The 23,669-nt window shown below is 45.7% G+C and carries 21 protein-coding genes and 1 tRNA gene; 12 read left to right on the forward strand and 10 right to left on the reverse strand.

Annotated features, from left to right (window positions below; translation table 11 throughout):
* Positions 1-72: 72 nt before the first annotated feature.
* A complete protein-coding gene (locus ATB76_RS08065; protein ID WP_038866196.1) occupies positions 73-684 on the forward strand; it encodes a TIGR04211 family SH3 domain-containing protein in 612 nt (203 codons plus the stop codon).
* 81 nt (positions 685-765) lie between these two features.
* Here the strand turns inward: ATB76_RS08065 and ggt are convergent, their stop codons facing one another.
* The 3 genes from ggt to ATB76_RS08080 form a co-directional block, all read right to left on the reverse strand.
* Positions 766-2,496, reverse strand: coding sequence for a gamma-glutamyltransferase (gene ggt / locus ATB76_RS08070; protein WP_061035025.1), 1,731 nt, complete (start codon positions 2,494-2,496; stop codon positions 766-768).
* A 279-nt stretch (positions 2,497-2,775) separates the two neighbouring features.
* Entirely contained in the window at positions 2,776-3,507 is a 732-nt protein-coding gene (locus ATB76_RS08075; RefSeq protein WP_061035026.1) for a general secretion pathway protein GspB, read from the reverse strand.
* Positions 3,507-5,135, reverse strand: coding sequence for an ExeA family protein (locus ATB76_RS08080; protein ID WP_061035027.1), 1,629 nt, complete (start codon positions 5,133-5,135; stop codon positions 3,507-3,509). Before ATB76_RS08080 ends, ATB76_RS08075 begins: the two co-directional genes overlap by 1 nt.
* A 148-nt stretch (positions 5,136-5,283) precedes the next feature.
* Between ATB76_RS08080 and ATB76_RS08085 the strand changes: the two genes are divergently transcribed.
* Entirely contained in the window at positions 5,284-6,504 is a 1,221-nt protein-coding gene (locus ATB76_RS08085; RefSeq protein ID WP_061035028.1) for a multifunctional CCA addition/repair protein, read from the forward strand.
* Between the two features lie 70 nt (positions 6,505-6,574).
* On the opposite strand, the gene ATB76_RS08090 is transcribed toward ATB76_RS08085, so the two are convergent.
* From ATB76_RS08090 to folB, 3 genes are read right to left on the reverse strand one after another with little or no spacing between them, the layout of a single operon-like run.
* Positions 6,575-7,378, reverse strand: coding sequence for an undecaprenyl-diphosphate phosphatase (locus ATB76_RS08090; RefSeq protein ID WP_038866187.1), 804 nt, complete (start codon positions 7,376-7,378; stop codon positions 6,575-6,577).
* Between the two features lie 15 nt (positions 7,379-7,393).
* Entirely contained in the window at positions 7,394-7,876 is a 483-nt protein-coding gene (gene folK, locus ATB76_RS08095; protein ID WP_038866185.1) for a 2-amino-4-hydroxy-6-hydroxymethyldihydropteridine diphosphokinase, read from the reverse strand.
* Entirely contained in the window at positions 7,873-8,232 is a 360-nt protein-coding gene (gene folB / locus ATB76_RS08100; protein WP_038866183.1) for a bifunctional dihydroneopterin aldolase/7,8-dihydroneopterin epimerase, read from the reverse strand. The genes folK and folB overlap by 4 nt, the downstream gene beginning before the upstream one ends.
* A 265-nt stretch (positions 8,233-8,497) precedes the next feature.
* On the opposite strand from folB, the gene plsY reads away from it, so the two are divergent.
* Positions 8,498-9,109 carry a glycerol-3-phosphate 1-O-acyltransferase PlsY gene (plsY, locus tag ATB76_RS08105; RefSeq protein ID WP_038866181.1) on the forward strand — a complete coding sequence of 204 codons (612 nt, stop codon included), beginning with the start codon at positions 8,498-8,500 and terminating at the stop codon, positions 9,107-9,109.
* Positions 9,110-9,145: 36 nt separating this feature from the next.
* Here the strand turns inward: plsY and ATB76_RS08110 are convergent, their stop codons facing one another.
* Both ATB76_RS08110 and tsaD read right to left on the reverse strand, forming a co-directional pair.
* Positions 9,146-9,961, reverse strand: coding sequence for an alpha/beta fold hydrolase (locus ATB76_RS08110; protein ID WP_038866179.1), 816 nt, complete (start codon positions 9,959-9,961; stop codon positions 9,146-9,148).
* 186 nt (positions 9,962-10,147) lie between these two features.
* Positions 10,148-11,164 (reverse strand): tRNA (adenosine(37)-N6)-threonylcarbamoyltransferase complex transferase subunit TsaD, encoded by a 1,017-nt coding sequence (gene tsaD / locus ATB76_RS08115; protein WP_038866177.1) that lies wholly within the window; start codon positions 11,162-11,164, stop codon positions 10,148-10,150.
* A 230-nt stretch (positions 11,165-11,394) separates the two neighbouring features.
* Here tsaD and rpsU point away from each other — a divergent pair, with 230 nt between their 5' ends.
* The 5 genes from rpsU to ATB76_RS08140 all read left to right on the forward strand — a co-directional run bounded on the left by rpsU (position 11,395) and on the right by ATB76_RS08140 (position 16,173).
* Entirely contained in the window at positions 11,395-11,610 is a 216-nt protein-coding gene (gene rpsU / locus ATB76_RS08120) for a 30S ribosomal protein S21 (RefSeq protein WP_001145625.1), read from the forward strand.
* 28 nt (positions 11,611-11,638) lie between these two features.
* Positions 11,639-12,082: a GatB/YqeY domain-containing protein gene (locus ATB76_RS08125; protein WP_038866176.1), complete on the forward strand. Its 444-nt coding sequence runs from the start codon at positions 11,639-11,641 to the stop codon at positions 12,080-12,082.
* Between the two features lie 148 nt (positions 12,083-12,230).
* A complete protein-coding gene (gene dnaG, locus ATB76_RS08130) occupies positions 12,231-13,991 on the forward strand; it encodes a DNA primase (protein ID WP_038866175.1) in 1,761 nt (586 codons plus the stop codon).
* A 99-nt stretch (positions 13,992-14,090) separates the two neighbouring features.
* The gene (gene rpoD / locus ATB76_RS08135) at positions 14,091-15,953 is read left to right on the forward strand and encodes an RNA polymerase sigma factor RpoD (protein WP_038866174.1); all 1,863 of its coding nucleotides are present in this window, start codon (positions 14,091-14,093) and stop codon (positions 15,951-15,953) included.
* A 144-nt stretch (positions 15,954-16,097) separates the two neighbouring features.
* Positions 16,098-16,173: transfer RNA gene (locus tag ATB76_RS08140), tRNA-Ile, on the forward strand.
* A gap of 84 nt (positions 16,174-16,257) precedes the next feature.
* Here the strand turns inward: ATB76_RS08140 and ATB76_RS08145 are convergent.
* Both ATB76_RS08145 and ATB76_RS08150 read right to left on the reverse strand, forming a co-directional pair.
* Positions 16,258-16,530 carry a hypothetical protein gene (locus ATB76_RS08145; RefSeq protein ID WP_038866173.1) on the reverse strand — a complete coding sequence of 91 codons (273 nt, stop codon included), beginning with the start codon at positions 16,528-16,530 and terminating at the stop codon, positions 16,258-16,260.
* A 232-nt stretch (positions 16,531-16,762) separates the two neighbouring features.
* Positions 16,763-17,482 (reverse strand): SIMPL domain-containing protein, encoded by a 720-nt coding sequence (locus ATB76_RS08150; protein ID WP_038866172.1) that lies wholly within the window; start codon positions 17,480-17,482, stop codon positions 16,763-16,765.
* Between the two features lie 163 nt (positions 17,483-17,645).
* Here ATB76_RS08150 and ATB76_RS08155 point away from each other — a divergent pair, with 163 nt between their 5' ends.
* The 4 genes from ATB76_RS08155 to ATB76_RS08170 all read left to right on the forward strand — a co-directional run bounded on the left by ATB76_RS08155 (position 17,646) and on the right by ATB76_RS08170 (position 23,651).
* Positions 17,646-17,936, forward strand: a complete 291-nt coding sequence (locus tag ATB76_RS08155; RefSeq protein WP_038866171.1) for a hypothetical protein — start codon at positions 17,646-17,648, stop codon at positions 17,934-17,936.
* 142 nt (positions 17,937-18,078) lie between these two features.
* Positions 18,079-19,842, forward strand: a complete 1,764-nt coding sequence (locus ATB76_RS08160; protein ID WP_061035029.1) for a GNAT family N-acyltransferase — start codon at positions 18,079-18,081, stop codon at positions 19,840-19,842.
* A 593-nt stretch (positions 19,843-20,435) separates the two neighbouring features.
* Positions 20,436-22,388, forward strand: a complete 1,953-nt coding sequence (locus ATB76_RS08165) for a PTS mannitol transporter subunit IICBA (RefSeq protein ID WP_038866170.1) — start codon at positions 20,436-20,438, stop codon at positions 22,386-22,388.
* A 114-nt stretch (positions 22,389-22,502) separates the two neighbouring features.
* A complete protein-coding gene (locus tag ATB76_RS08170; RefSeq protein ID WP_038866168.1) occupies positions 22,503-23,651 on the forward strand; it encodes a mannitol-1-phosphate 5-dehydrogenase in 1,149 nt (382 codons plus the stop codon).
* Positions 23,652-23,669: the final 18 nt, after the last annotated feature.

Genomic DNA, 23,669 nt, shown 5'->3' on the forward strand with positions numbered 1-23,669 from the left:
ATATTCGTCTATTTCCGGCTCCAATCATTCGGTGCCAAAGCTGTATCCAAGAAAATCGTTAAGGGATTTATTGTGAAAAAACTATTCATCACGGTTTTGTTTACTTTGCTAGCAGCGCCAGCGGCACTAGCGGCAGACCGTTATATTTCTGATGACCTATTCACTTTTATGCACTCTGGTCCAAACAACACTTACCGCATTATGGGTAGTGTTAACGCAGGCTCTAAAGTACAACTGCTGCAAGCAAATAAAGACACAGGTTACACACAGATTCGAGACGACCGCGGCCGCACTGGTTGGGTGCAAAGCAAGTTCGTCACAAACCAAGAGAGCATGGCAATTCGTATGCCTCGCATTGAGAAAGAACTGAAAGAAGTGAAGTCTCAACTTGCGAACGCTCGTCAAAACTCAGACACAGAGAAAGCGGGCCTAGTGACGTCACTAGAAACGCGTAACCAGCAAATCTCTGACCTTGAGAAGAAATACTCAGAGATCAGTGACCAACTGACTTCTGTAGAAACAGAGAACCGTGAGCTTCGCGCTAAGCTAGACACCCAAAAAGACGACATGCTACTTAAGTACTTCACTTACGGTGGTGGTGTTGCAGGTCTTGGTTTGCTGTTTGGTTTGATTCTTCCGCATATCATGCCACGCAGAAAGAAATCACCAGCAGGCTGGGCATAATCGCTTTCAGCTAAACGGATAAAGAAAAGCCAGTCGTACTCGACTGGCTTTTTTGTTGGCTTCGTTTAACGAGATACCTTGTTACTCACCCATTGAACTGGATGCTCGTCGTCTGTCCGTTGCACCGTAAATCTTGCCATCCTTAACTTCAATCGCGTTCAACCCACTCACCACAGGTATTACGTGGACTGGGTAACCTAATTCCATGAACTCCGGAACGAGCATTTCTGCAAAGGTCTTCTTCTCCACCAACAAGCCAGTCGGATCGTAGGGCTTAGTTCGGTCAATCTTGGTGCCGTATTGAATATTCGGTAGATCAATCGCCTCCTGCGCAGACAAGTTCCAGTCGAGAACCCCTACAAGGGTCTTTAAAACATAACCTGGGATTTGCGAACTGCCAGGAGAGCCCACAACCAAACGTAAGTCATTGCTGCTGTCCATGACCATTAAAGGCGTGATGGCTGATCGCGGACGTTTACCTGCCTCAATGGCATTTTGCGTCGGTTTACCATCGACTGTTGGCATGGGAGAGAAGTTTGCCATTTGCGCATTCAAAATCACGCCATCGACCATCACACCCGCTCCCATTCCAGTCCCAACGGTACTGGTCATCGCAATGGCATTGCCCTCTTTATCAATGATGGAAATATGCCCGGTATCTTTGCTCTCAAAGCCTTGGTATTGCGCATACTGCATTGGCGTTACCTGCCCAGCTTTCGGGCTATCTTTTGCCACACCATAATCTGGAATCAATTCTCGTCTTTCATCGAGGTAATCGTTATCCAACAGTTGCTCAATCGGAGTCTCTATATAATCAGGGTCACCGGCGTAAGCGATGCGATCGGCTTTTGCAACACGCATTGCCTCCGTCATCAAACGCCAAGGTTCAACATCTGTTTTCGCCATTTGAGAGAGACCATAAGGTTCAAGCAACTTAAGGCTTTGTGCGACCATCACTCCACCAGAAGCCGGATAACCAAATGACATAACCTTATTGCCTCGATACTCGGTCTCAATGATGTCACGTTGCTTAACTTGGTAGTTTTTGAAGTCCGACAAAGACAGCTTCTCATGTTGGTCTCCAATACGGCTGTTGACTGTCTCAACGATGTGCTTACCAAACTCACCGCCATAGAGGTATTCATCACCTTGTCGAGCGATCTGTTTTAGCGTTTCGGCCATCTTAGGGTTCTTCATCAACGTGCCTGTCGGCTTAATCTCATCGCCTTGCCAATACAGTGCTTTTATCTCTGGGTCTTGTTTCAACCGCGCTTGCTCGCGTACGACAATATCGTAGGTGTAGCTGTTCATAGCATAACCTTCGCTTGCCAATTCAATTGCAGGCTTCATCAATTCAGACCACGCAAGCTTGCCGTATTGCTCATGTGTGGAATAGAGCAATCGTAAGGTTCCCGGAACAGCAATAGAACGAGGGCCAAGAATGTCATTGCGGCTAAGTACTTCTCCGTTTTCTACAAACATATTCGGGTTCGCACTAGAAGGCGCTTCATCTCGACCATCAAGCGCAAGAAACTGTTGCTTATCGTGCTGGTAAAACAAAGCAAATGTACCGCCACCGATACCTGTCATATCCGGTTCAACGACCGACATCACCATCTGCATCGCCACCATGGCATCAACCGCGTTACCGCCTTGCTTCAATATCGTGTAACCAGCACTGCTCACATAAGGATTAGTTGCGCTTACCATAAAATGCTCACCAGTATTATCTGGCGTAATCGGAAAAGGTTCAGGCTTTGCGGCATAGCTCACCGCGGCAACCAAGCTCAAAGAAAAAGTAAGAATACGCATACGTTCCGTATAGACTCCTGTAATTTTATAGAGGTCTAACGTTGACCAAATGCTTATTGCCAAGTTCGTCAATATGGTGTTTTTTTACACAACCCTGACCCGATAGGCATGATCAATCCATCAGCAATATCGAAGCCCTTTTAAGCACTGGTGTAAGGTATATTTTGTTTCTTTGACGGTTTGGAAATCATTAACCAAACCAATAGGGAGAAGCTTGTAGAAGAGACAAAAAAGCCAGCGAATAACTTCACTGGCTTCTGTTAGATTCGGGTTAGATCGTTACCCTTTCCATTCATATAATGCAGGAATTCGGATCTGTTCCCCTTGGAACTCGACGATCACCGCTTGTGGTTGGATCTCTTTTAACGTGATTTGACCATCCACCACATCACCTTGGTGGTATTCAACGTTATTGATCTTCACCCAACGTCGCTTAGTATCGCTTGAATACATGTGCGTTTGTAAATTCAATGCCGGCAAGCGGCCATGCCATTGGTGTGCATCATGCTCAAGATCGTTCATCTGAGCCTCTGAGCGCGTAGGCAGATCATTGTTCGCCATCGCATTTTCAACTTTCATCGCTAAATCAGGGGACAACGAAGACAAGTCGAGATCATCTAACGACAGTCCGAGATCATCCTGCCCAACTTTCGTTTGCGAAGTCTGCTTTGTTTTCTCTGGCACAGAAAGTAATGATTGCTCACCCGGCACTGATTCATTACTCACATAATCTTGCCCGACAAAGGTGCCCATACTTCTCGATAACTCTGCGCTTGGCCACTCACGTTGCAACTGAGCAAGCTGAGTCACCTCAGGGTAGTCAAGCGTTTCAAAGTTTGGTCTTAACTTAACAGGCTCAGGAGCTTGAGCTGGCACTTGAACCGTCATCGGCTCTTGGGCAACCCTGGGGGCTTGCATTTCTGGCGTCAAAAGGTCCATATACCAAGCGACGCCAACAGCGGTTAGGCTTACAGGCAGTAGAAAAAGCCCAATGTGTTTCATCATCGGCATTATGCTTCCTCCTCATTGATTTGCGCTAAGGCTGGAGCATCAGGTTGCGCGCTTTGTTGTAAGCGCTCTAATGTACGTTGACCTGCAATGCCATCCACACCAATGCCTTGCCAGCGCTGGAAGAGTTCCACACGCTCTTTCATTGCACCATCATAAATGTCTGTATCTAGTGGTTGTTCATTTACCGCTTCTGCCAGCAACTTGTCCAACACTTCAATTGCAGGCCCTTCCATATCAAGACGCAGAGTATCTTTTAGAGGCGCTTGCCATAACTCGATGATATTGCCCTGCCACAGTGGTTTTAGCCACGATATAGGTAGGCGTAGGCGCTCCTTACCATTGAGCACTTCCACTTTACCGTCACCAATCGCATACAAAATGACGTAACCCACTTCCCCTTGATAATTCAGTTCTAATATCACTGGACGATTCTGCTGGACCAATAACGGCCATGTTGCCATCTTTCGCTCACAACGCATTGTTGATTGTGGCTCAGATAAACAAAGATTGTCGCGAACTGAAGCGCGGTAGCCCCATAGTTTGTAAAGATCGTTAACGGCTAAATTTGATTGGGTTTGTGCTAACAGTTGTTCACGCTGTTCATTGGTCAATTGCTCATTCACAATTGGGGCAACAACCGCTGGTTGTATTGGCGTTTGAGCAGCAACCGTAGGTGCAGTATTTGTTGGCACCTCCATAGGCATATTGTGCGTCACTGCCCAACCAACACCTAATGCCGCAAACACACCAATGGCAACCGAGCCCCACGCAGGCCATTCAAAGCTACGGCGAATTGGCTTATCCTGCTGATAAATCTCGGCTTGGAACTGCATCACCTCTTCACACGCTTGATGTACTGTCTGTCGATCAACGACTACATTGCCCTTGTAGTAACTCATGTTCAGTGACTTATCACACACAAGGTTGATAAGGCGTGGAATGCCGTGGCTATACTTGGCAATCAGCTTAGTCGAACTGCGATCGAACAACTGCTGGTCACCACCTGCGGTATGCAAACGAAACGCAATGTAGTCAGCGGTTTCCTTTTCATCCAACGGCAATAAGTGATAACGACCAGTAATACGCTGTGCAAGCTGACGTAGCTGCGTCGTTTGCAGCAAGCGTTGTAGCTCTGGCTGGCCAACCAAGAGCACTTTAAGCAGCTTTCTGGTGTCCGTTTCTAAGTTGGTAAGTAGACGCAACTGCTCAAGAACATCAGCGGCGAGGTGCTGCGCCTCATCAATCACTAATAACGTCGTCCAACCTAATTTATGGTTACGCAGCAAGTACTCATGAATCGCTTGGTTAAGCTGCTTGAGCGTCGCATCTTGCGGATAAGTCACTTTGAACTCATCACAAATAGCCTCAAGCAAGTCTCGGCTAGAAAAGGTTGGATTAAGAATCAAGCCTGCTTTGGTGTTCTCATCCAAATTCGCCAACATGGCTTTCGCGACGGTGGTTTTGCCTGTCCCTACTTCGCCTGTCAGCATGGCAAAACCACCACCATCGCCTAACCCCGCCTGAAGATGCGTGATCGCCTCTTTATGACGTTGGCTCAGATACAGATAACGCGAGTTTGGAACAATCGAAAATGGCAGTTCAACAAACCCGAAAAAGTCCTTATACATTAGGATCTCCAGCTAAAACCCTCCCGCAATCAAATCGGGATATTCCTTATTAGACTTAAACAAAGCGCTAAGTTCTTTTAGATGTGAAGAAAAGTACCATTGCTTGCTACAATGTCCAACGTCATATCCATAAATTAAGAGGTAATCCGTGCAAGTTTATTTAGTTGGTGGTGCAGTTCGAGATCATTTGCTCGGAATCGACAGTTATGACAAAGATTGGGTGGTTGTCGGCTCGACACCAGAAATGATGCAAAGCCAAGGCTACACGGCTGTCGGGAAAGACTTTCCTGTGTTTCTTCATCCCAAGACTAAAGAAGAGCACGCCCTTGCACGAACCGAAAGAAAATCTGGCGCGGGTTACACTGGCTTTGAATGTTTCTTTGATCAAAGCGTCACGCTAGAAGAAGACCTTATCCGACGAGATCTCACCATCAACGCCATGGCGATGGATAATGACGGCAACCTATATGATCCTTATGGTGGTCAACAAGATTTGCAGGCGAAAGTGCTACGTCATGTATCGGAAGCTTTTGTTGAAGACCCTCTACGTGTTCTGCGTGTGGCTCGTTTCGCGGCGAAGTTGGCGCATTTGGACTTTAGCGTGGCAGAGGAAACCATCCAACTAATGCGCGAGATCGCAGAATCTGGCGAGTTGAGCACCCTTACCCCAGAACGTGTTTGGCAAGAATGGCATAAGTCGCTTTCTACTTCCCGCCCAGACGTATTCTTATCTGTTTTAAGAGAGTGCGGTGCGTTAGCCATCGTCCTGCCAGAAATTGATGTCCTGTTTGGCGTACCTCAGCCAGAAAAGTGGCATCCAGAAATCGATACAGGTATTCACACTCTTATGGTGGCCGAGCAAGCAGCAAAGCTGAGTGATTCATTGCCGGTTCGATTTGCCGCACAAGTACATGATTTAGGCAAAGGCGTCACACCAGAAAGCGAATGGCCGAGTCACAAAATGCATTGTCACACGGGTTTAAAGTTGATTAAAAAGCTGTGTGCTCGCGTGCGCGTTCCTAATGAATTTCGTGACTTGGCATTAATGGTCTGTGAGCAACACTCTAACATCCACCGAGCCGCCGAGCTTAAACCACAAACCATCATAAAAATCCTCAACAAGTTTGATGTGTGGCGTAAGTCAGAACGTTTGCAAGATATTTTAATCTGTTGCCAAGCCGATCATGCAGGTCGAAAAGGCTTAGAAGGCCAACCTTACCCGCAAGCAGAGCTGTTTATACAAGCTTACCAAGCTGCGGCATCTGTCGATGTACAAGCTATCATTAAAGACGGCTTCAAAGGTCCAACTATTCGCGATGAACAAGAGAAGCGTCGCGTTGAAGCAGTAAGAGTTACGCTAGGAAAATAAGCCGATAGGTACATAACGAACAAACAAAAACGCCCGCTATAGAAAGCGGGCGTTTTCATTCGGATTGGGTTTAAGCCGTCAGCAAGAAAGCAAACAAGCCAAAACCTAGAATCAGACGGTAGATAACGAATGGTGTCATGCCCATGCGTGAAATCATCTTCAAGAAGAAGTGGATACAAATATACGCACTGATAAATGAAGTCACGATACCCGTAAGTAAGAAGCCAACATGCACAGGTTCGCCGCTGGTTACTAACTTCATCCCTAAGTAGCCACCAGCCAAAGTGATGATTGGTATCGACATTAAGAATGAGAAACGAGCCGCCGCTTCACGAGTAAAGCCTAAGTAAAGCGCCGCGGTGATGGTTGCACCAGAGCGTGAAGTACCAGGGATCATCGCAAGTGCTTGAGCAATACCAATAAACAGTGCTTTCTTCCAACCCGTTTGGTATTCATCCGCGATTTGCTCTGCGTTCTTATCCACCCACCACAGCAACAAACCAAAGATGATCGTCGTCGTCGCGATCACATAAGCACTGCGTAGGTAAATCTCAATGATGTCTTTCATCAATAGACCGAAGACACATGCCGGGATCGTAGCCAGTACAATCATCCAAGCTAATTTGGCTTCTTTGCTGCGGTCGCCTTTAAAGATCGAGGCAAACAACGCTTGGAATAGCGTGATCACTTCTTGGCGGAAATAAATCACCACAGCCATCAACGTACCAACGTGAACGGCAACATCAAATGCTAAACCTTGGTCTTCCCAACCAAATATAGCGGAAGGTAAAATCAAATGAGCAGAGCTGGAAATTGGTAAAAACTCTGTCAGACCCTGAATCAGAGCCAAAATAAAGGCTTCAAAGTAACTCATGTAAACAACTCAAAATTAAAGTGAAAAAGAAACGGGTTTGAGTGAATCAACGGGCTGCATCGCCTGCCAAATATCAGCGACAGTACGCCCATCGCCGGGGATCACTAGATGAGGTTCGAGATCATACAGGGGCTTTGTTACAAAAGGATATTTGTAGATATCACTGCGAGGTAACTCAGGTTTTTGTTGCGAAATGCACTCACCGAACAAGACTATATCGAGATCTAAGGTTCGATCCTGATACTTTTGCGCATTTTCCTCACGACCCCACTTAAACTCAATCTCGCGTAGATGCTGACTCAACTCTTCGAGTGACAACTCCGTAAAAAAACTAATCACGAAGTTGTAGAAGTTCTGACTGCTAAAGCCAATTGGCTCGCATTCATATATCGGTGATACGTGGAGATCCGTTCCAAGTTGCTGCAACTCTTGAAAAGCCGCCAACGAATGCCGCTCCCTATCTATGTTGGTACCGACACCGATATAAGCTTTTATCATGCCTGGCCTCGCTCAATCACAACGCCTACCGCGCGTGCTTGAGGAACGGCACCAGGTTTTGCCAAACGAATTTTTACCCAAGGCACAGAGAAGCGCTGCATGATGATGTCAGCCACTTCTTCTGCCACTCGTTCAACTAGAAGGAAACGACCATTTTCGATGTGATTAAGCACCGCTTCACTTACCTGCGAGTAGTCCAATGCGTCTTGAACATCATCACTTTTACCCGCCGGTTTATTGTCGTGCGCCATTTCGATATCCAGAACCAGCTTTTGCTTAATTTGCTGTTCCCAATCGTAAACGCCGATGGTGGTGATTACTTCTAGTTGTTCAATAAAAACTTTATCCAGAGCCATCTTATGTCCTTCTTTTACAGAGGTCGGATACCCGATACGGGCAATTTGATCGTACTATTCTATACCCAAGCAACCTACTGCGGTCTTTAACCACGTCAATTGGTGGCAAAAGTCACTTGGGTATAAACTGCGAAGACTCTTTATATACAAGAAATCCCATAATGCAAGCTCTATCGCAGAGAGTATTTTTGCTCAAAGCCGAATCGCGGTATGATAGCAATTACTCAGGAACTGAGCATTAAATTCCAATCCATCAAGGACTTCTATGGACGCACTGGCACTGATAATGACAATGGCCGCCTATTTGCTGGGATCGATCTCCAGTGCGGTACTCATTTGTCGTTTGTTAAGGCTGCCAGACCCTCGTAAAGTTGGCTCTAATAACCCTGGTGCAACCAATGTGTTACGCATTGGCGGCAAAGGAGCTGCCGTAGCCGTTTTACTCTGTGACATGCTCAAAGGCACCATACCAGTTTGGGGAGGGTACTTCCTCGGTATCGATCCGATCATTCTTGGTGTCATCGCGATTGCAGCCTGTCTCGGCCATATGTACCCAATATTCTTCCACTTTAAAGGGGGGAAAGGCGTCGCAACAGCACTTGGTGCAATCGCCCCTATCGGTCTGGATTTAACCGGTCTTGTTATGCTGACATGGCTGGGGATCGCCGTCTTGTTCCGCTACTCTTCTTTAGCTGCCTTAGTCACCGTTTTAGTGACACCGTTTTACACTTGGATGTTCAAACCTCAATACACCTTACCTGTAGCAATGTTGTGCTGTTTAATCGTCTTTAAACACCATCAAAACATCCGCCGATTACTCTCTGGCGAAGAACCAAAGATTGGTGAGAAGAAACTGATAGAAAAAAACTCGGCCTAAAACCGAGTTTTCTTTATCTAAATATGGCTTGAAAATCTAAGCGTGCACTTTATTTAAGAAGTCTAACAGCATCTGGTTAACGAACTCAGGTTGCTCCAATGAGCTAATGTGCCCTGCTTCTGGGATCTCAATCAATTGGCTACCCGTAATACAGTCGTTCATCAAGTAAGATTCAAACACCGGGCGAGGCTTATCTTCACGGCCGACGGCAATCAAAGTTGGCAAAGCGAACATTTCTGAATCTTCAATCACATCACGGCGGCCAAACACCATACGCCCAATACGAGCGACTTCGACTGCACGCTCACCTTGTAGATCTTCAAGACTTTGTTTGAATGAAGCGACTAGCTCAGGGTTTACTTGCTCGGCATTATTGGCAAAAAACAGCGGAGTGACAGCCTCAATAATTGGCGCAGGTACAGCTTGCACTTGGCTAATCGTATCTAACATCGCAAAGTACTTCTTGTGCGTCACTTCAGGTTCAAGCCCAATGAAGGTATCCATCAACACCAATGACTTCACACGCTGCGGAGCTTGAGCTGTCAGCTCTGCACCCCACATGCCACCAACAGACAAACCAACAATAGAGAACTGTTCGATCTCCAAATGATCCATCAATGCCAGCATGTGCTGAGCGTAATCCACCAAAGAACGGGTTGAAGCTGGTGCAGCATCTGACTCACCGTGTGCCCAAAGATCTGGCACAATACAACGGTATGACTGGCTTAGCACCTCAATCTGCGGAGCCCACATTTGGCAATCCCACAAATAACTGTGTCCAAATAGCAACACAGGGCCTTCCCCTTTATCTAAGTAAGCAAGTTTCTGACCTTCAATTTCAAAATTATTCATTGTTATATCCATTTATTATTCTTGCACATCATCCTATCACTGAAACGATATGGAACTGCTCGCATCAGTCAGGCTTTAACATTAATTACGTAAAGCCTTTCAATCCAATAGGTAAAAATAAAGGCCTCTTATGAGCAGAGACCTTTATTGTGGTGAATCTATTTCAAACCTTCAGTAGAAGTTTGCTTACGCGATTGGCGTCAGTTGGTCGATTGGCCAACGTGGGCGCGCTTCCACAGCCATGTCCGACACTTCGCCATTCTTCAGGCGCTGCATACCAGCGTAGGCGATCATCGCACCGTTGTCGGTACAGAATTCCGTACGTGGGTAGTAAACTTCACCACCGACTTTCTTCGCCAGCTTCTCAAGTTCAGCACGCAGACGACGGTTAGCACTTACACCACCCGCAATCACAATACGCTTCATGCCAGTTTGTTCTAGAGCACGCTTACATTTGATTACCAGTGTCGCACACACAGCTTCTTCAAATGCTAAAGCGATATCTGCACGTGTTTGCTCGTCATCACCGTTTGCCGCAATGGTATTAGCAGTAAAAGTCTTGAGACCAGAAAAGCTCATGTCCAAACCTGGCACGTTGGTCATTGGGCGTGGGAATTTAAAGCGACCCGGAGTGCCTTTCTCTGCCAGTTTAGACAGTAGTGGACCACCAGGGTAATCCAAGCCCATTAACTTCGCGGTTTTATCAAACGCTTCACCCGCTGCATCATCAATCGACTCGCCTAGGATTTTGTACTCGCCGATGCCTTTCACTTCCACCATCATTGAGTGACCGCCCGATACCAATACCGCAACAAACGGAAATGGTGGTGGATTGTCTTCTAGCATAGGTGCCAGTAGGTGACCTTCCATATGGTGAACAGGCACCGCAGGAACACCCCAAGCGTAAGCAATACTACGACCAATCGTTGCACCAACGAGCAAGGCACCAACAAGACCTGGCCCAGCGGTGTACGCAACGCCATCAATGTCTTTAGGTGTCAGGTTTGCTTCCTTTAGCGCCTCTTTAATAAGAGGAATAGTTTTCTTAACATGGTCACGTGAAGCCAACTCAGGCACCACGCCACCGTAATCCGCGTGAAGTTTTACTTGGCTGTAAAGCTGGTGTGATAACAGACCTTTTTCATCGTCATAAATCGCGATGCCAGTCTCGTCACATGAGGTTTCAATACCGATAATGCGCATGGTTTTCTCAGTGGGCTTTCTGTATAGAGGAAATTTGGGCGTCATATTACCTTGCCTTGGTGCTTCAAACAAATTTTGTACAGACAATAAGCGATAAAAGGCTTTACAAAGCTTATGTGATCGGATTAAAATTCCGCACCATTTTTGATCAAGCTGGTAATAGACCAAATAATTGTGATTTGGTTTACTGAAATCCAGCGTTAACGAATAACCCCTGAGGTGAAAGGCATATGCCAGTAGTTAAAGTACGTGAAAACGAACCGTTCGACGTTGCTCTACGTCGTTTCAAGCGCTCTTGCGAAAAAGCAGGTATCCTTTCTGAAGTGCGTCGTCGTGAGCACTACGAAAAACCAACTACAGTTCGCAAACGCGCTAAAGCAGCAGCTCAAAAGCGTCACGCTAAGAAGCTAGCTCGCGAAAACGCTCGTCGCGTTCGCCTGTACTAATAACTGAGATCCGGAAAGGAATTTAGTTATGGCTCTGATTGAACAACTCAAAGAAGAGCAAAAATTAGCGATGAAAGCCAAGGACAAATTGCGCCTTGGTACTATTCGTTTAGCCTTAGCAGCAATCAAGCAACGTGAAGTTGACGAGCAGATCACTCTGAACGACGACGACATTCTTGCTGTGTTGACCAAAATGGTTAAACAACGTCGCGACTCTGTCACGCAGTTTGAAGCAGCAAATCGTCAAGATCTTGCTGATGCTGAACGAGCAGAAATTACGGTTCTTGAGGATTTTATGCCTCAACCACTGACAGATGAAGAAGTAGCAGCTCTTATCGAGAACGCGATTACTGAATCTGGTGCAGCTGGCATGCAAGACATGGGCAAAGTAATGGGCGTTCTGAAGCCGCAAATTCAAGGGCGTGCAGATATGGGTAAAGTGAGCGGTTTAGTTCGCGCTAAATTGGCTTAACACCCCACCCAATTGCAGCAAGCCGTGCTATCCTTTGGAACGCACGGCTTGTTTGTATCTGAATGAATGGAATAACGCACGGTCGTATGCATGCTTTTCTCCATAACTCATTCACACCAATCATGATTTTTCTTTTTTGTTAGGTTTTATGGCTGGACACATCCCACGCAGTTTTATTGATGACCTCCTAGCTCGACTTGATATTGTCGACATCATTGACGCGCGCGTGAAACTTAAGAAAAAAGGTAAAAATTACGGCGCTTGCTGCCCTTTCCATAACGAAAAGACCCCTTCATTCAGTGTCAGCCAAGAAAAGCAGTTCTATCACTGTTTTGGTTGTGGCGTGCATGGCAATGCCATCGACTTCATTATGGAGTTCGAGCGCTTAGAGTTTGTCGAAGCTATTGAAGAACTGGCGTCTTACCTCGGGTTAGATGTTCCTCGCGAACAACGCAGCGGTGGTGGCGGTCAGTTTCAATCAGGACCACAAGCCAGCAGCAGCGAAAAACGTAGCCTTTACGATTTAATGGGCAGTATTTCTCAGTTTTATCGTAATCAACTCAAGCTACCAGCAAGCAAAGTTGCCATTGAATACCTAAAAGATCGTGGATTATCTGGCGAAATCGTCCAGAAGTTTGGCATCGGCTATGTGGCCGATGAATGGGACTTAGTCCGTAAGAACTTCGGCCAGAACAAAGATAACCAAGACATGCTAGTTACAGGCGGCATGTTGATTGAAAACGAAAAAGGTAACCGTTACGACCGCTTCCGTGGCCGTATTATGTTCCCAATTCGAGATCGACGAGGCCGAGTGATTGGTTTTGGTGGTCGTGTATTGGGCGACGGCACCCCGAAATACCTCAACTCACCGGAAACGCCAATCTTCCATAAAGGTAAAGAGCTATACGGCCTTTATGAAGTCTTACAGGCATATCGTGAACCACCACGAATTTTGGTGGTTGAAGGGTATATGGATGTTGTCGCGTTAGCGCAATATGGCGTAGATTACTCTGTCGCTTCATTGGGCACGTCAACGACTGGCGACCACATTCAAATGCTGTTCCGTCAGACCAACACCGTTGTGTGTTGTTACGATGGCGACCGCGCAGGTAAAGAGGCCGCTTGGCGCGCGCTGGAAAACGCACTTCAATACCTGAAAACAGGTAACACATTGAAGTTCTTGTTCTTACCTGATGGCGAAGACCCGGACAGCTACGTTCGTAAATACGGCAAACAAGCCTTCGAACAACAAATCGAACAAGCGACACCGCTTTCGAGCTATCTGTTTGATAACCTGATTGAATTGCACCAAATCAACTTGGGCAATAATGAAGGTAAGTCGGCGCTGCGTGCCTACGCAAGTGCACTTATCGACAAGATACCTGATCCCTACTTTCAGGAATTACTCGAAAAGCTGCTTGATGAACGCACTGGTTTTGATAACCGCTTACGTCAACCACGTAAGAAGAGCAATGAAACTCGACCTCAGCCGCACAAAGAGATCAAACGAACTCCGATGCGCGAGGTTATCGCTCTACTTATTCAAAATCCGAGCTATGCTCAAATGGTACCGGATCTTTCCTCAGTGAGAGATTTATCCATACCAGGCCTAAGTTTATTTGTTGATGTACTTGATAAATGTCAGGTACATCCCCATATCAACACAGGCCAATTATTAGAGCATTGGCGAAATAGCCAAAATGAGACCCTTCTGTCTCGTCTGGCGAGCTGGGATATTCCGCTCGTAGAAGACAACCTTGAAGAAATATTTTTAGACTCACTGGACAAAATAATTGCCCAGTGCGTAGAAAAGCAAATTGAAAACCTGCAGGCCAAAGCAAGAAGTGTCGGTTTATCAGCCGAAGAGAAAAGGGAGCTGCTAGCTTTAATGCTAGATTTAAAAGCGTAACCCTGATTAATTAGTCAGCAACAATTAAATTTGCTATAGTAAGTGGTTTGCATTTCGCATACTGATTCCTTCACCAGATTACGAAGTTGGATACCGTCTATGGATCAAAATCCGCAGTCACAGCTAAAGTTACTTGTTATTAAAGGCAAGGAACAAGGCTATCTGACCTACGCCGAAGTAAATGACCACCTACCTGCTGAAATCGTAGATTCAGAACAGGTAGAAGACATCATTCAGATGATCAACGATATGGGTATCAAAGTAGTTGAAACTGCTCCTGATGCCGATGATCTAGCACTGAACGATGACACAAACATTACCGATGAAGATGCTGCCGAAGCCGCAGCCGCTGCACTTTCTAGCGTAGAAAGTGAAATTGGTCGTACAACAGACCCAGTGCGCATGTACATGCGTGAAATGGGTACTGTAGAGCTACTGACTCGCGAAGGCGAAATCGACATCGCAAAACGTATTGAAGAAGGTATTAACCAAGTTCAATCGTCTGTTGCTGAATACCCTGGCACTATCCCATACATTCTTGAGCAGTTTGACAAAGTTCAAGCAGAAGAACTTCGTCTAACTGACCTTATCTCTGGATTTGTTGACCCTGACGCAGATGACACTGCTGCTCCAACAGCAACGCACATCGGTTCTGAATTGTCTGAATCTCAACTAGAAGAAGAAGACGAAGAAGACGCAGAAGAAGATGAAGAAAGTGATGACGATTCAGATGATTCTGAAGAAGATGTAGGTATTGACCCAGAGCTAGCGCTTGAGAAATTCAACCAGCTACGCAGCACGTACCAAAACCTTCAGCTTGCGATCAACGAACACGGCTACGAAAGCCCGAAAGCAACCGTTGCAAACGAATTGATGCTAGACGTATTCAGAGAATTCCGTCTAACACCAAAACAGTTCGATCACCTCGTGAACGAGCTTCGTACTGCGATGGATCGCGTTCGTACTCAAGAACGTTTGATCATGAAGTCAGCGGTTGAATACGGCAAAATGCCGAAGAAATCGTTCATCGCGCTATTTACAGGCAATGAATCAAGCGAAGCTTGGCTAGATGAGATTCTTTCATCTGATAAGCCTTACGCTGAAAAAATCAAACGTAGCGAAGAAGAAATCCGTCGTTCAATCATGAAGCTAAAAATGATTGAAGAAGAGACTTCTCTAAACGTTCAAAACATTAAAGACATCAGCCGTCGTATGTCTATCGGTGAAGCAAAAGCTCGCCGTGCGAAGAAAGAGATGGTTGAAGCGAACTTACGTCTGGTAATTTCTATCGCGAAGAAATACACCAACCGTGGTCTACAGTTCTTGGATCTAATCCAAGAAGGTAACATCGGTCTGATGAAAGCGGTAGATAAGTTTGAATACCGTCGTGGTTACAAGTTCTCGACTTACGCAACGTGGTGGATCCGTCAGGCAATCACTCGTTCAATCGCGGACCAAGCACGTACGATTCGTATTCCGGTACACATGATCGAAACGATCAACAAGCTAAACCGTATCTCTCGCCAAATGCTGCAAGAGATGGGTCGTGAACCGCTACCGGAAGAACTGGCAGAGCGCATGCAAATGCCAGAAGACAAGATTCGTAAAGTACTGAAAATCGCTAAAGAGCCAATCTCTATGGAGACACCAATCGGTGACGACGAAGATTCGCATCTAGGTGATTTCATCGAAGATACAACGCTAGAACTGCCGTTAGATTCAGCAACTGCGACAAGCCTGAAAATGGCAACAAAAGACGTACTTGCAGGCCTAACGCCACGTGAAGCAAAAGTTCTTCGTATGCGCTTTGGTATCGACATGAACACTGACCACACTCTAGAAGAGGTTGGTAAGCAGTTCGACGTTACTCGTGAACGTATCCGTCAGATCGAAGCGAAAGCACTACGTAAACTGCGTCACCCAAGCCGCTCAGAAACTCTGCGCAGCTTCCTAGACGAGTAATCGAAGCGATTAAATGCAAAAAAGGTGACCGAGTGTCACCTTTTTTATTATCGGTGAAGCTAAGTGAATAAAAACTAAGCGCAATTGCCCTACCTAGTGGCTAGACACCTTGCAACGCTTCCCCTATAATCGTTGACCTATTAAGGCCCCTTAGCTCAGTGGTTAGAGCAGTCGACTCATAATCGATTGGTCCCCAGTTCAAGTCTGGGAGGGGCCACCAAATTTCGAAAAGCTCGTAGAGAAATCTACGAGCTTTTTTTGTTTTTGGAAACGCGCTTCATTTAAGCCACTAAGCTTATTAGTTTTACGAACGTTCTAGCTCGCACCTTGAGGCTTGATACTCTTGTGTTGCAGAGACTAAGTCTGGGCGATTGATCGCTCTCCACAGAAAATAAGGGGGGATCAAGAACGCGACAAAATAAAACGATTCATGGAAAAACAATTGAGCCGTATCTTCTTGATGTTCACAAAACGCCACCAAGGCACATAAATCCAACAACACACTCAATGCACCGAACACCACAGAAACCACAATTGCTAAACCAAGCAATTCTCTGAGGTAATGTTTGTAAGCCATTCTAGCAATTCCTTCTAGCGAATAAGTGCGGTCAAAATTACGCCTCTAAACCCCTATCTGAATTGACTTTTATCAACTTCACGGCCGAACAAATAAGAACTTAGTTTTATAAAAGATCACTTGCACAAATAAGAAAAATAGCGGCAACTAGAATGCAATTGATTGAGCATTAAAAAAGCCAATCAAATGACTGGCTTTTACTTTTTTATTCAGTGGATAGTAAGACGTAGAGTTAATCGGACAAGTAATATTGAACGGTTGAAACAACGCGTACTTTTTTAATATAAGGCGTGTTGCTATCACGATCGTAAATGGAAAACTGACCTTGCGTTGCACGCTTGATTTTACCAAGCGAGCTTTGTGAATCTTTCGCGAACTTCTCTGCCACTTCACGAGCGTTCTTAGTCGCTTCTTCAATCATGTCTGGCTTGATGTCATTAAGCTTAGTAAAACTGTATTCAATGCGATTTGCATAAGGATCTTGGTTAAGCAACACACCCTGTTTGCCTAGCTCACCGATTTCATTGATAGCCGCTCTAACGACATCAATGTTCTGGCTGTAGACCGTCACCGTTCGATTGGCTAAGTAACGATACTCAATGTCCTGTTCGTTGCCATATTGCTGTGCTTTGCGGTCTGTTACGGCTGGAGAGGATAACGAGAAGTTGGATTCATCCAGTCCCTTTGCTGCGAGAAAATCGAGTACTAGCTTCGTCTGTTGATCAATCTCATCAAACATCGTCGGCATGTCATTACTCGCTACGGTAAACTGAATCGGCCAAATCACCGTATCCGCGGGGTACTCACGTTCAGATAGCCCTTTCACGGTAACCACACGTTCGTAAGCTTTGTACTTAATCGCCGTCTGTTGGATAAAAAAGCCCAGGACACCAAGACCAATGATCAGGCTTAACCCCAGCCATACTGACGACTTATTGGTAATTCGCTCCATTCATACTCCTAATTTCGCTCAATCAATCAATTTGTTATGTCGATAAGATAGTCTAGTTATGGCAATAAAATAGCGACCGAAAGCTAAATTTGTGTCATATCGCTCGAAATGATGAGCTCGATAACATAAAATCGAACAGTGTTTTATTTTTGAGTTTATCAGTATGTTGAAAACAAAATTAATATTGCTCTGTGGACTGCTGATCTCCAGCTTTTGTGTCAGTGCCAACGAGTTTGCAGCTGAAGAATCATTAGCTGAAGAGCAGGTTACTAATGAAAACACGATTGAAGAAAATGCACAGGCTTGTTCAGAAGAATCGTGCACGGGCAAAGGTTTTGATGGACGCATACTGCTAGAAAACGAACCCACTAAGCAGGTGCTGAGCTCGCTAGAAAGCCTGGGTGAAACACTCAACTCTCTTAGTATCCTCATGTTTGCTGGTGATAAAGCTTAAATTTCCCAATACCACCTTCATTATGCTTCGCCTTTGGTCAACAAAGCGTCACCACTTTGTCACCAAAGGCTCATGTTTTTGCCTCTGAACTGTCATCTGTAATTTCTACTATCCAATCAGCAACTTATACGCTGAGGTAAATATGGATAGTTCAACCCCTTTTCGTCTCCCCCGTAAAACGCCTTTTGGTATTGGTGAAAACGTTGCTGAATGGGCAACCGGTTTAAACCAGCTGGATAAGTTCTACGCTCAACGGCCTGTTAATGCCGATACCAAAACTTTTCTTCGCTTCACGCTGGATATCTTAGGTATCGACTATCGCATTGCTCATGGTTCACTCGATTCAGTTCCTAAACAAGGAGCTACCGTCATTGTGGCGAACCACCCGCTTGGTTGTGTGGAAGGCGTGATCTTGGCTGAACTGCTCTTGATGGTCAGAGCAGATATCCAAATCCTAGCCAATCAATACCTTAAAACCGTGCCGGAGTTAGATCAGCTCTTTATTGGTGTTGATGTGTTTGAAGGCAAAGACGCCGTTAAATCGAATATGAAAGCCCTGAGAGCTGCCAATAAACACCTCGCCAGTGGCGGCTTATTGCTTGTCTTTCCTGCCGGAGAAGTGTCCCAGTTAGTCGATGCCAAACAACAACGCTTGGAAGACAAAGCGTGGAGCCGAAGCGTAAGCAGCCTGATCCGTAAAAACAAAGCAACGACAGTTCCAGTATTCATCAGCGGTCAGAACTCGAAACATTTCTATATGGCGGGAAAAATCCATCCTCTTTTGCGCACCCTAATGCTTGGTAGAGAGCTGCTAAACAAACATGCGCAAACCATCGACTTATCCTTTGGCCAAGCAATCAAATTCAAAGAACTCAACACACTTAGCGATGATCAAGTCGTGAGTTATTTACGACTCAACACTTACTTGCTCAATCGTGAAACCCTATCAGTAAAGCCCTCGTCTTCATCAGAACAGCTCTCTCCAATAGCGGCAGGGTTACCCATAGGCGAATTGCTTGAAGAGCTGAACAGCTTACCAAAAGAGTCCAAGCTGCTAACAAGTGGTGAGTTCGATGTCTACTGCACGGAGTCGCAGAATATCCCTTCCCTACTGCATGAAATTGGTCGCCTACGTGAGCTCAATTTTCGACAGGTTGGTGAAGGGACGGGACTAGCAATAGACATTGACCATTTCGATCATGATTACCTGCATCTGTTTGTGTGGGACAGAGAAAACCAATGCTTGGTGGGCGCGTATCGTTTAGGTCTAGTTGATCAACTGATTGAAAAGCACGGCGTAGCAGGCCTGTATTCACGAACGTTGTTTAACTATGACCAACGCTTTATCGACCAAATGGGTAAATCCATCGAGATGGGGCGCTCAGTGATTGCGCAGCAATATCAAAAGAGCATGAGCGCACTACTGCTGCTCTGGAAAGGCATCGCAACCTTCGTGCATCAAAACCCTGATTACACTCACCTATTTGGTCCGGTAAGCATTAGCAACGACTATAGCGATACTGCACGCCAATTGCTGGCTCAATCAATGACACTGCACCACTACGACAACAATTGCGCAGAGTACGTCACACCTTCTAACCCACTTCCTGAGCACCACCGTGACTGGAACACCAGCATGCTTACCGCTCTGGGGGACTTACAGCTATTATCACGCGTTATTGCCAGAATCGATGAAGGAAAAGGTGTCCCCGTGTTACTGCGTCAGTACTTAAGCCTCAATGGCAAACTGGTGTGCTTCAATGTCGACCCTGCGTTCAATAATGCGCTAGATGGTTTGATTACGGTAGATTTGCGCGATGTTCAAGAAAAGACGTTGGCAAGGTATATGGGACGCGAGCAAACTCATGAGTACCTCACCTACCATGCTAATAGCAACCATAAGTAAGAGCAGTGAGTAAGAAGAGAGTTGTGAGTCAATAAAAAGCAGTGTAGCGACTCTTTTTTTTACTTTTCTATCAATTAGATAAGAACACTTCGTGAAGTATGCCGAAAAGACTCTTATAAATACATTCTATCGAAGAGTCGCAATGACATTGATCACACCAATCCCGTCGCAAACTTTCACAAAATACCAAAAGTGACTCAGATCACATTTCATGCCTAGAACAAATCAACACAAAATGTGATATTGATCGTTACTGGTATTTAATTTGAATTCCAAAAGAAATCAAAAGTGATCAAAGTCACAAAGTATTTTGATTTTAAATTTGTCAGAAGATCGAATTGATCACTAAGATTTTTATTGACAGATTTGAAAGTGGCTTTTTGTTATTAAGTTACAAGTTAATAAGTTGAACTTGGTCACTTAAAAACCGTTTCTCAGCCTAAGAAATGCGGGCGTAGATCACGAAAAACCCGTTGTCAGTTCCAATTGGAAAATGTGTGGTAAATTGATTGGGTACTAAGCAATCAAACAAACGGTTTTGGCGAACCGTTTACTACAACAAGATTCATCAGAACATCGAACGGGGAATTGTTATGATATCACCAGATGCCAAGATCAAGATACAAAATTTTGGTCGTTTTCTGTCAAACATGGTAATGCCAAACATCGGCGCGTTTATCGCGTGGGGCTTTATCACTGCTCTATTTATCCCAACTGGATGGCTACCAAACGAAACGTTAGCCTCTATGGTTGGCCCAATGATTACCTACTTGCTGCCACTACTTATCGGTTACACCGGTGGTAAATTAGTTGGTGGCGATCGTGGTGCGGTAGTCGGTGCAATCACAACAATGGGTGTGATTGTCGGCACAGACATCCCAATGTTTATGGGTGCAATGATGGTCGGCCCAATGGGCGGCTGGGCTATCAAGAAATTCGATAACTACATCGATGGTAAAGTAAAAAGTGGCTTCGAGATGTTGGTTAACAACTTCTCTGCGGGCATCATCGGCATGCTATGTGCGATCCTTGCTTTCATCTTTATCGGTCCATTCGTAAAAATTCTTTCTGGTGGCTTGGCGGCAGGCGTTAACTTCCTAGTTTCTGCTCACCTACTACCACTGACTTCAATCTTCGTTGAACCTGCGAAGATCCTGTTCCTAAACAACGCGATCAACCACGGTATCTTCTCTCCACTAGGTATCCAACAAGCGTCTGAGACAGGTCAATCGATCTTCTTCCTAATCGAAGCAAACCCAGGTCCTGGTCTAGGTATCCTGCTAGCTTACATGGTGTTTGGTAAAGGTACGGCTCGTCAAACGGCAGGTGGTGCATCAATCATCCACTTCTTCGGCGGTATCCACGAGATTTACTTCCCATACATCCTAATGAACCCTCGCCTAATCCTTGCGGCTATCGCAGGTGGTATGACTGGCGTATTCGTTCTCACTATCTTTAACGCAGGTATTGTTTCTCCAGCATCACCAGGTTCAATCTTTGCAATCTTGTTGATGACTCAGAAAGGCTCAATCGTTGGTGTACTAGCTTCTATCGCAGCAGCAACAGGCGTGTCATTCGCCGTAGCGGCACTGCTAATGAAGACTCAAACGTCAACAGAAGAAGACGGTGATGAAGCAGCCCTAGAAAAAGCGACATCACAAATGAAAGACATGAAATCTGCATCTAAAAACGATGCGGTGGTAAACAGCCAAAGCAAAGGTGACGTAGACCTAGCGACAGTACAAAGCATCATTGTCGCTTGTGATGCGGGCATGGGCTCGAGTGCAATGGGCGCGAGCATGCTACGCAAAAAAGTTCAAGACGCGGGTCTGAACGTCCACGTAACCAACCTTGCTATCAATAGCTTACCAGAGAGTGCAGATATCGTGATTACTCATAAAGACTTAACGGATCGTGCACGTAAGCATGCTCCAAACGCACACCACATTTCATTGACGAACTTCCTAGACAGCGAAATGTACAACCAGCTAGTAACTAAATTGCTAGCCGCTCAAAAACAATCCGCAGCAAACGACGAACAAATGGTAAAAGTATCGGTCATGGCTGCGAACGATGACAGCTTTGAACAACAGCAACCATCGGTATTCCAAATTCAGCGCGAAAACATTCACCTAGGTTTGAAAGCAACCAACAAAGAAGAAGCGATTCGCTTTGCAGGTAACAAGCTGGTTGAACTAGGCTACGCAGAACCAGAGTACGTAGACGCAATGTTTGAACGTGAAGCACTGGTTTCAACCTACTTAGGCGAATCTATCGCAGTACCTCACGGCACCGTTGAAGCGAAAGACCGCGTGAAGAAAACCGGCATTGTAATCTGCCAATACCCATCGGGTATCCAATTTACTGAAGATGACGACGATGTAGCGAAACTGGTTATCGGTATTGCCGCTAAGAACGATGAACACATCCAAGTAATCACCACCATTACGAACGCGCTCGATGAGCCGGAAGCAATTGAGAAGCTAACTAGCACCAACGATGTGGAAGAGATTCTGAACATCCTTGGCGGCCAGCAAGCGGCTTAATCACTCCCTTTAATTTGCTCCTGAGCAAACCGAGGTCAGCTGTCACCCCCTATGCGGTTGGCCTCACCCTAGATTCGTTTTAGTCAACATTTTAGACATTGGTAGGTAAGAATTATGAAAAACGCAGTTCATTTTGGCGCAGGTAACATTGGTCGTGGCTTCATCGGTAAACTATTAGCAGACGCAGAAGTCGAGGTGACGTTCGCAGACGTTGACGCTCCACTCGTCGACCAACTGAGTCACAAGCAAGAATACAAAGTAAAAGTGGTCGGTACTGAGTGCCAAATCGACACAGTAACTCACGTCACCGCGGTTAACTCAGCCAGTGAAGATGTCATCGACCGCATTGTAAAAACCGATTTGGTAACAACAGCAGTGGGCCCTAACGTACTGGACATCATTGCAAAAACCATCGCTACCGGCATTGCTAAACGCTTTACAGCAGGTAACGATAAACCATTGAACATCATCGCATGTGAAAACATGGTTCGTGGCACCACACATCTAAAAGGTGAAGTGTACAAACACTTGGATGAATCATTGCACGCAAAAGCAGACGAGTTGGTTGGCTTTGTCGATTCCGCAGTAGACCGTATCGTGCCACCAGCAGAAGCGGCAAACGATGACCCACTAGAAGTGACGGTAGAAAGCTTTAGCGAATGGATTGTGGATGAGCAGCAATTCAAGGGCGAAATCCCTGACATCGCGGGCATGGAAAGAACCAATAACCTAATGGCATTCGTAGAACGCAAGCTGTTCACTCTCAATACAGGTCACTGCATTACCGCTTACCTAGGTTGCTTGAAAGGCCATCGCACCATTCGTGAAGCGATTGAAGACCCAAGCATTCATGCTGAAGTAAAACAGGCGATGCAAGAGAGTGGTGAGGTGCTGATCAAACGTTACGGCTTCGACCGTGACATGCACAATGCTTACATCGAGAAGATTCTAGGACGCTTTGCCAACCCATACCTAGTGGATGAGGTTGATCGCGTAGGTCGTCAACCAATTCGTAAATTAGGTGCAAACGATAGATTAGTGAAGCCTTTACTCGGTACAATTGAGTATGGCACTGAAAATAAAACACTTTTGAAAGGCATTGCCGCTGCGTTGAAGTACACTAACGACACTGACCCACAAGCCGTAGAGCTACAAAACTCATTAAAAGAAGTGGGCGTGAAGAAGACGCTAGCGACATACACAGGTCTTGCAGAAAACAGTGCTGAAGTGACTCAAATCGAGACACTTTACAACCAACTTTGATTTACCTAGGGGAGCTTG

The sequence above is a fragment of the Vibrio sp. MOR3 genome (genome assembly GCF_001557775.1).
Lineage (GTDB): Bacteria > Pseudomonadota > Gammaproteobacteria > Enterobacterales > Vibrionaceae > Vibrio > Vibrio jasicida.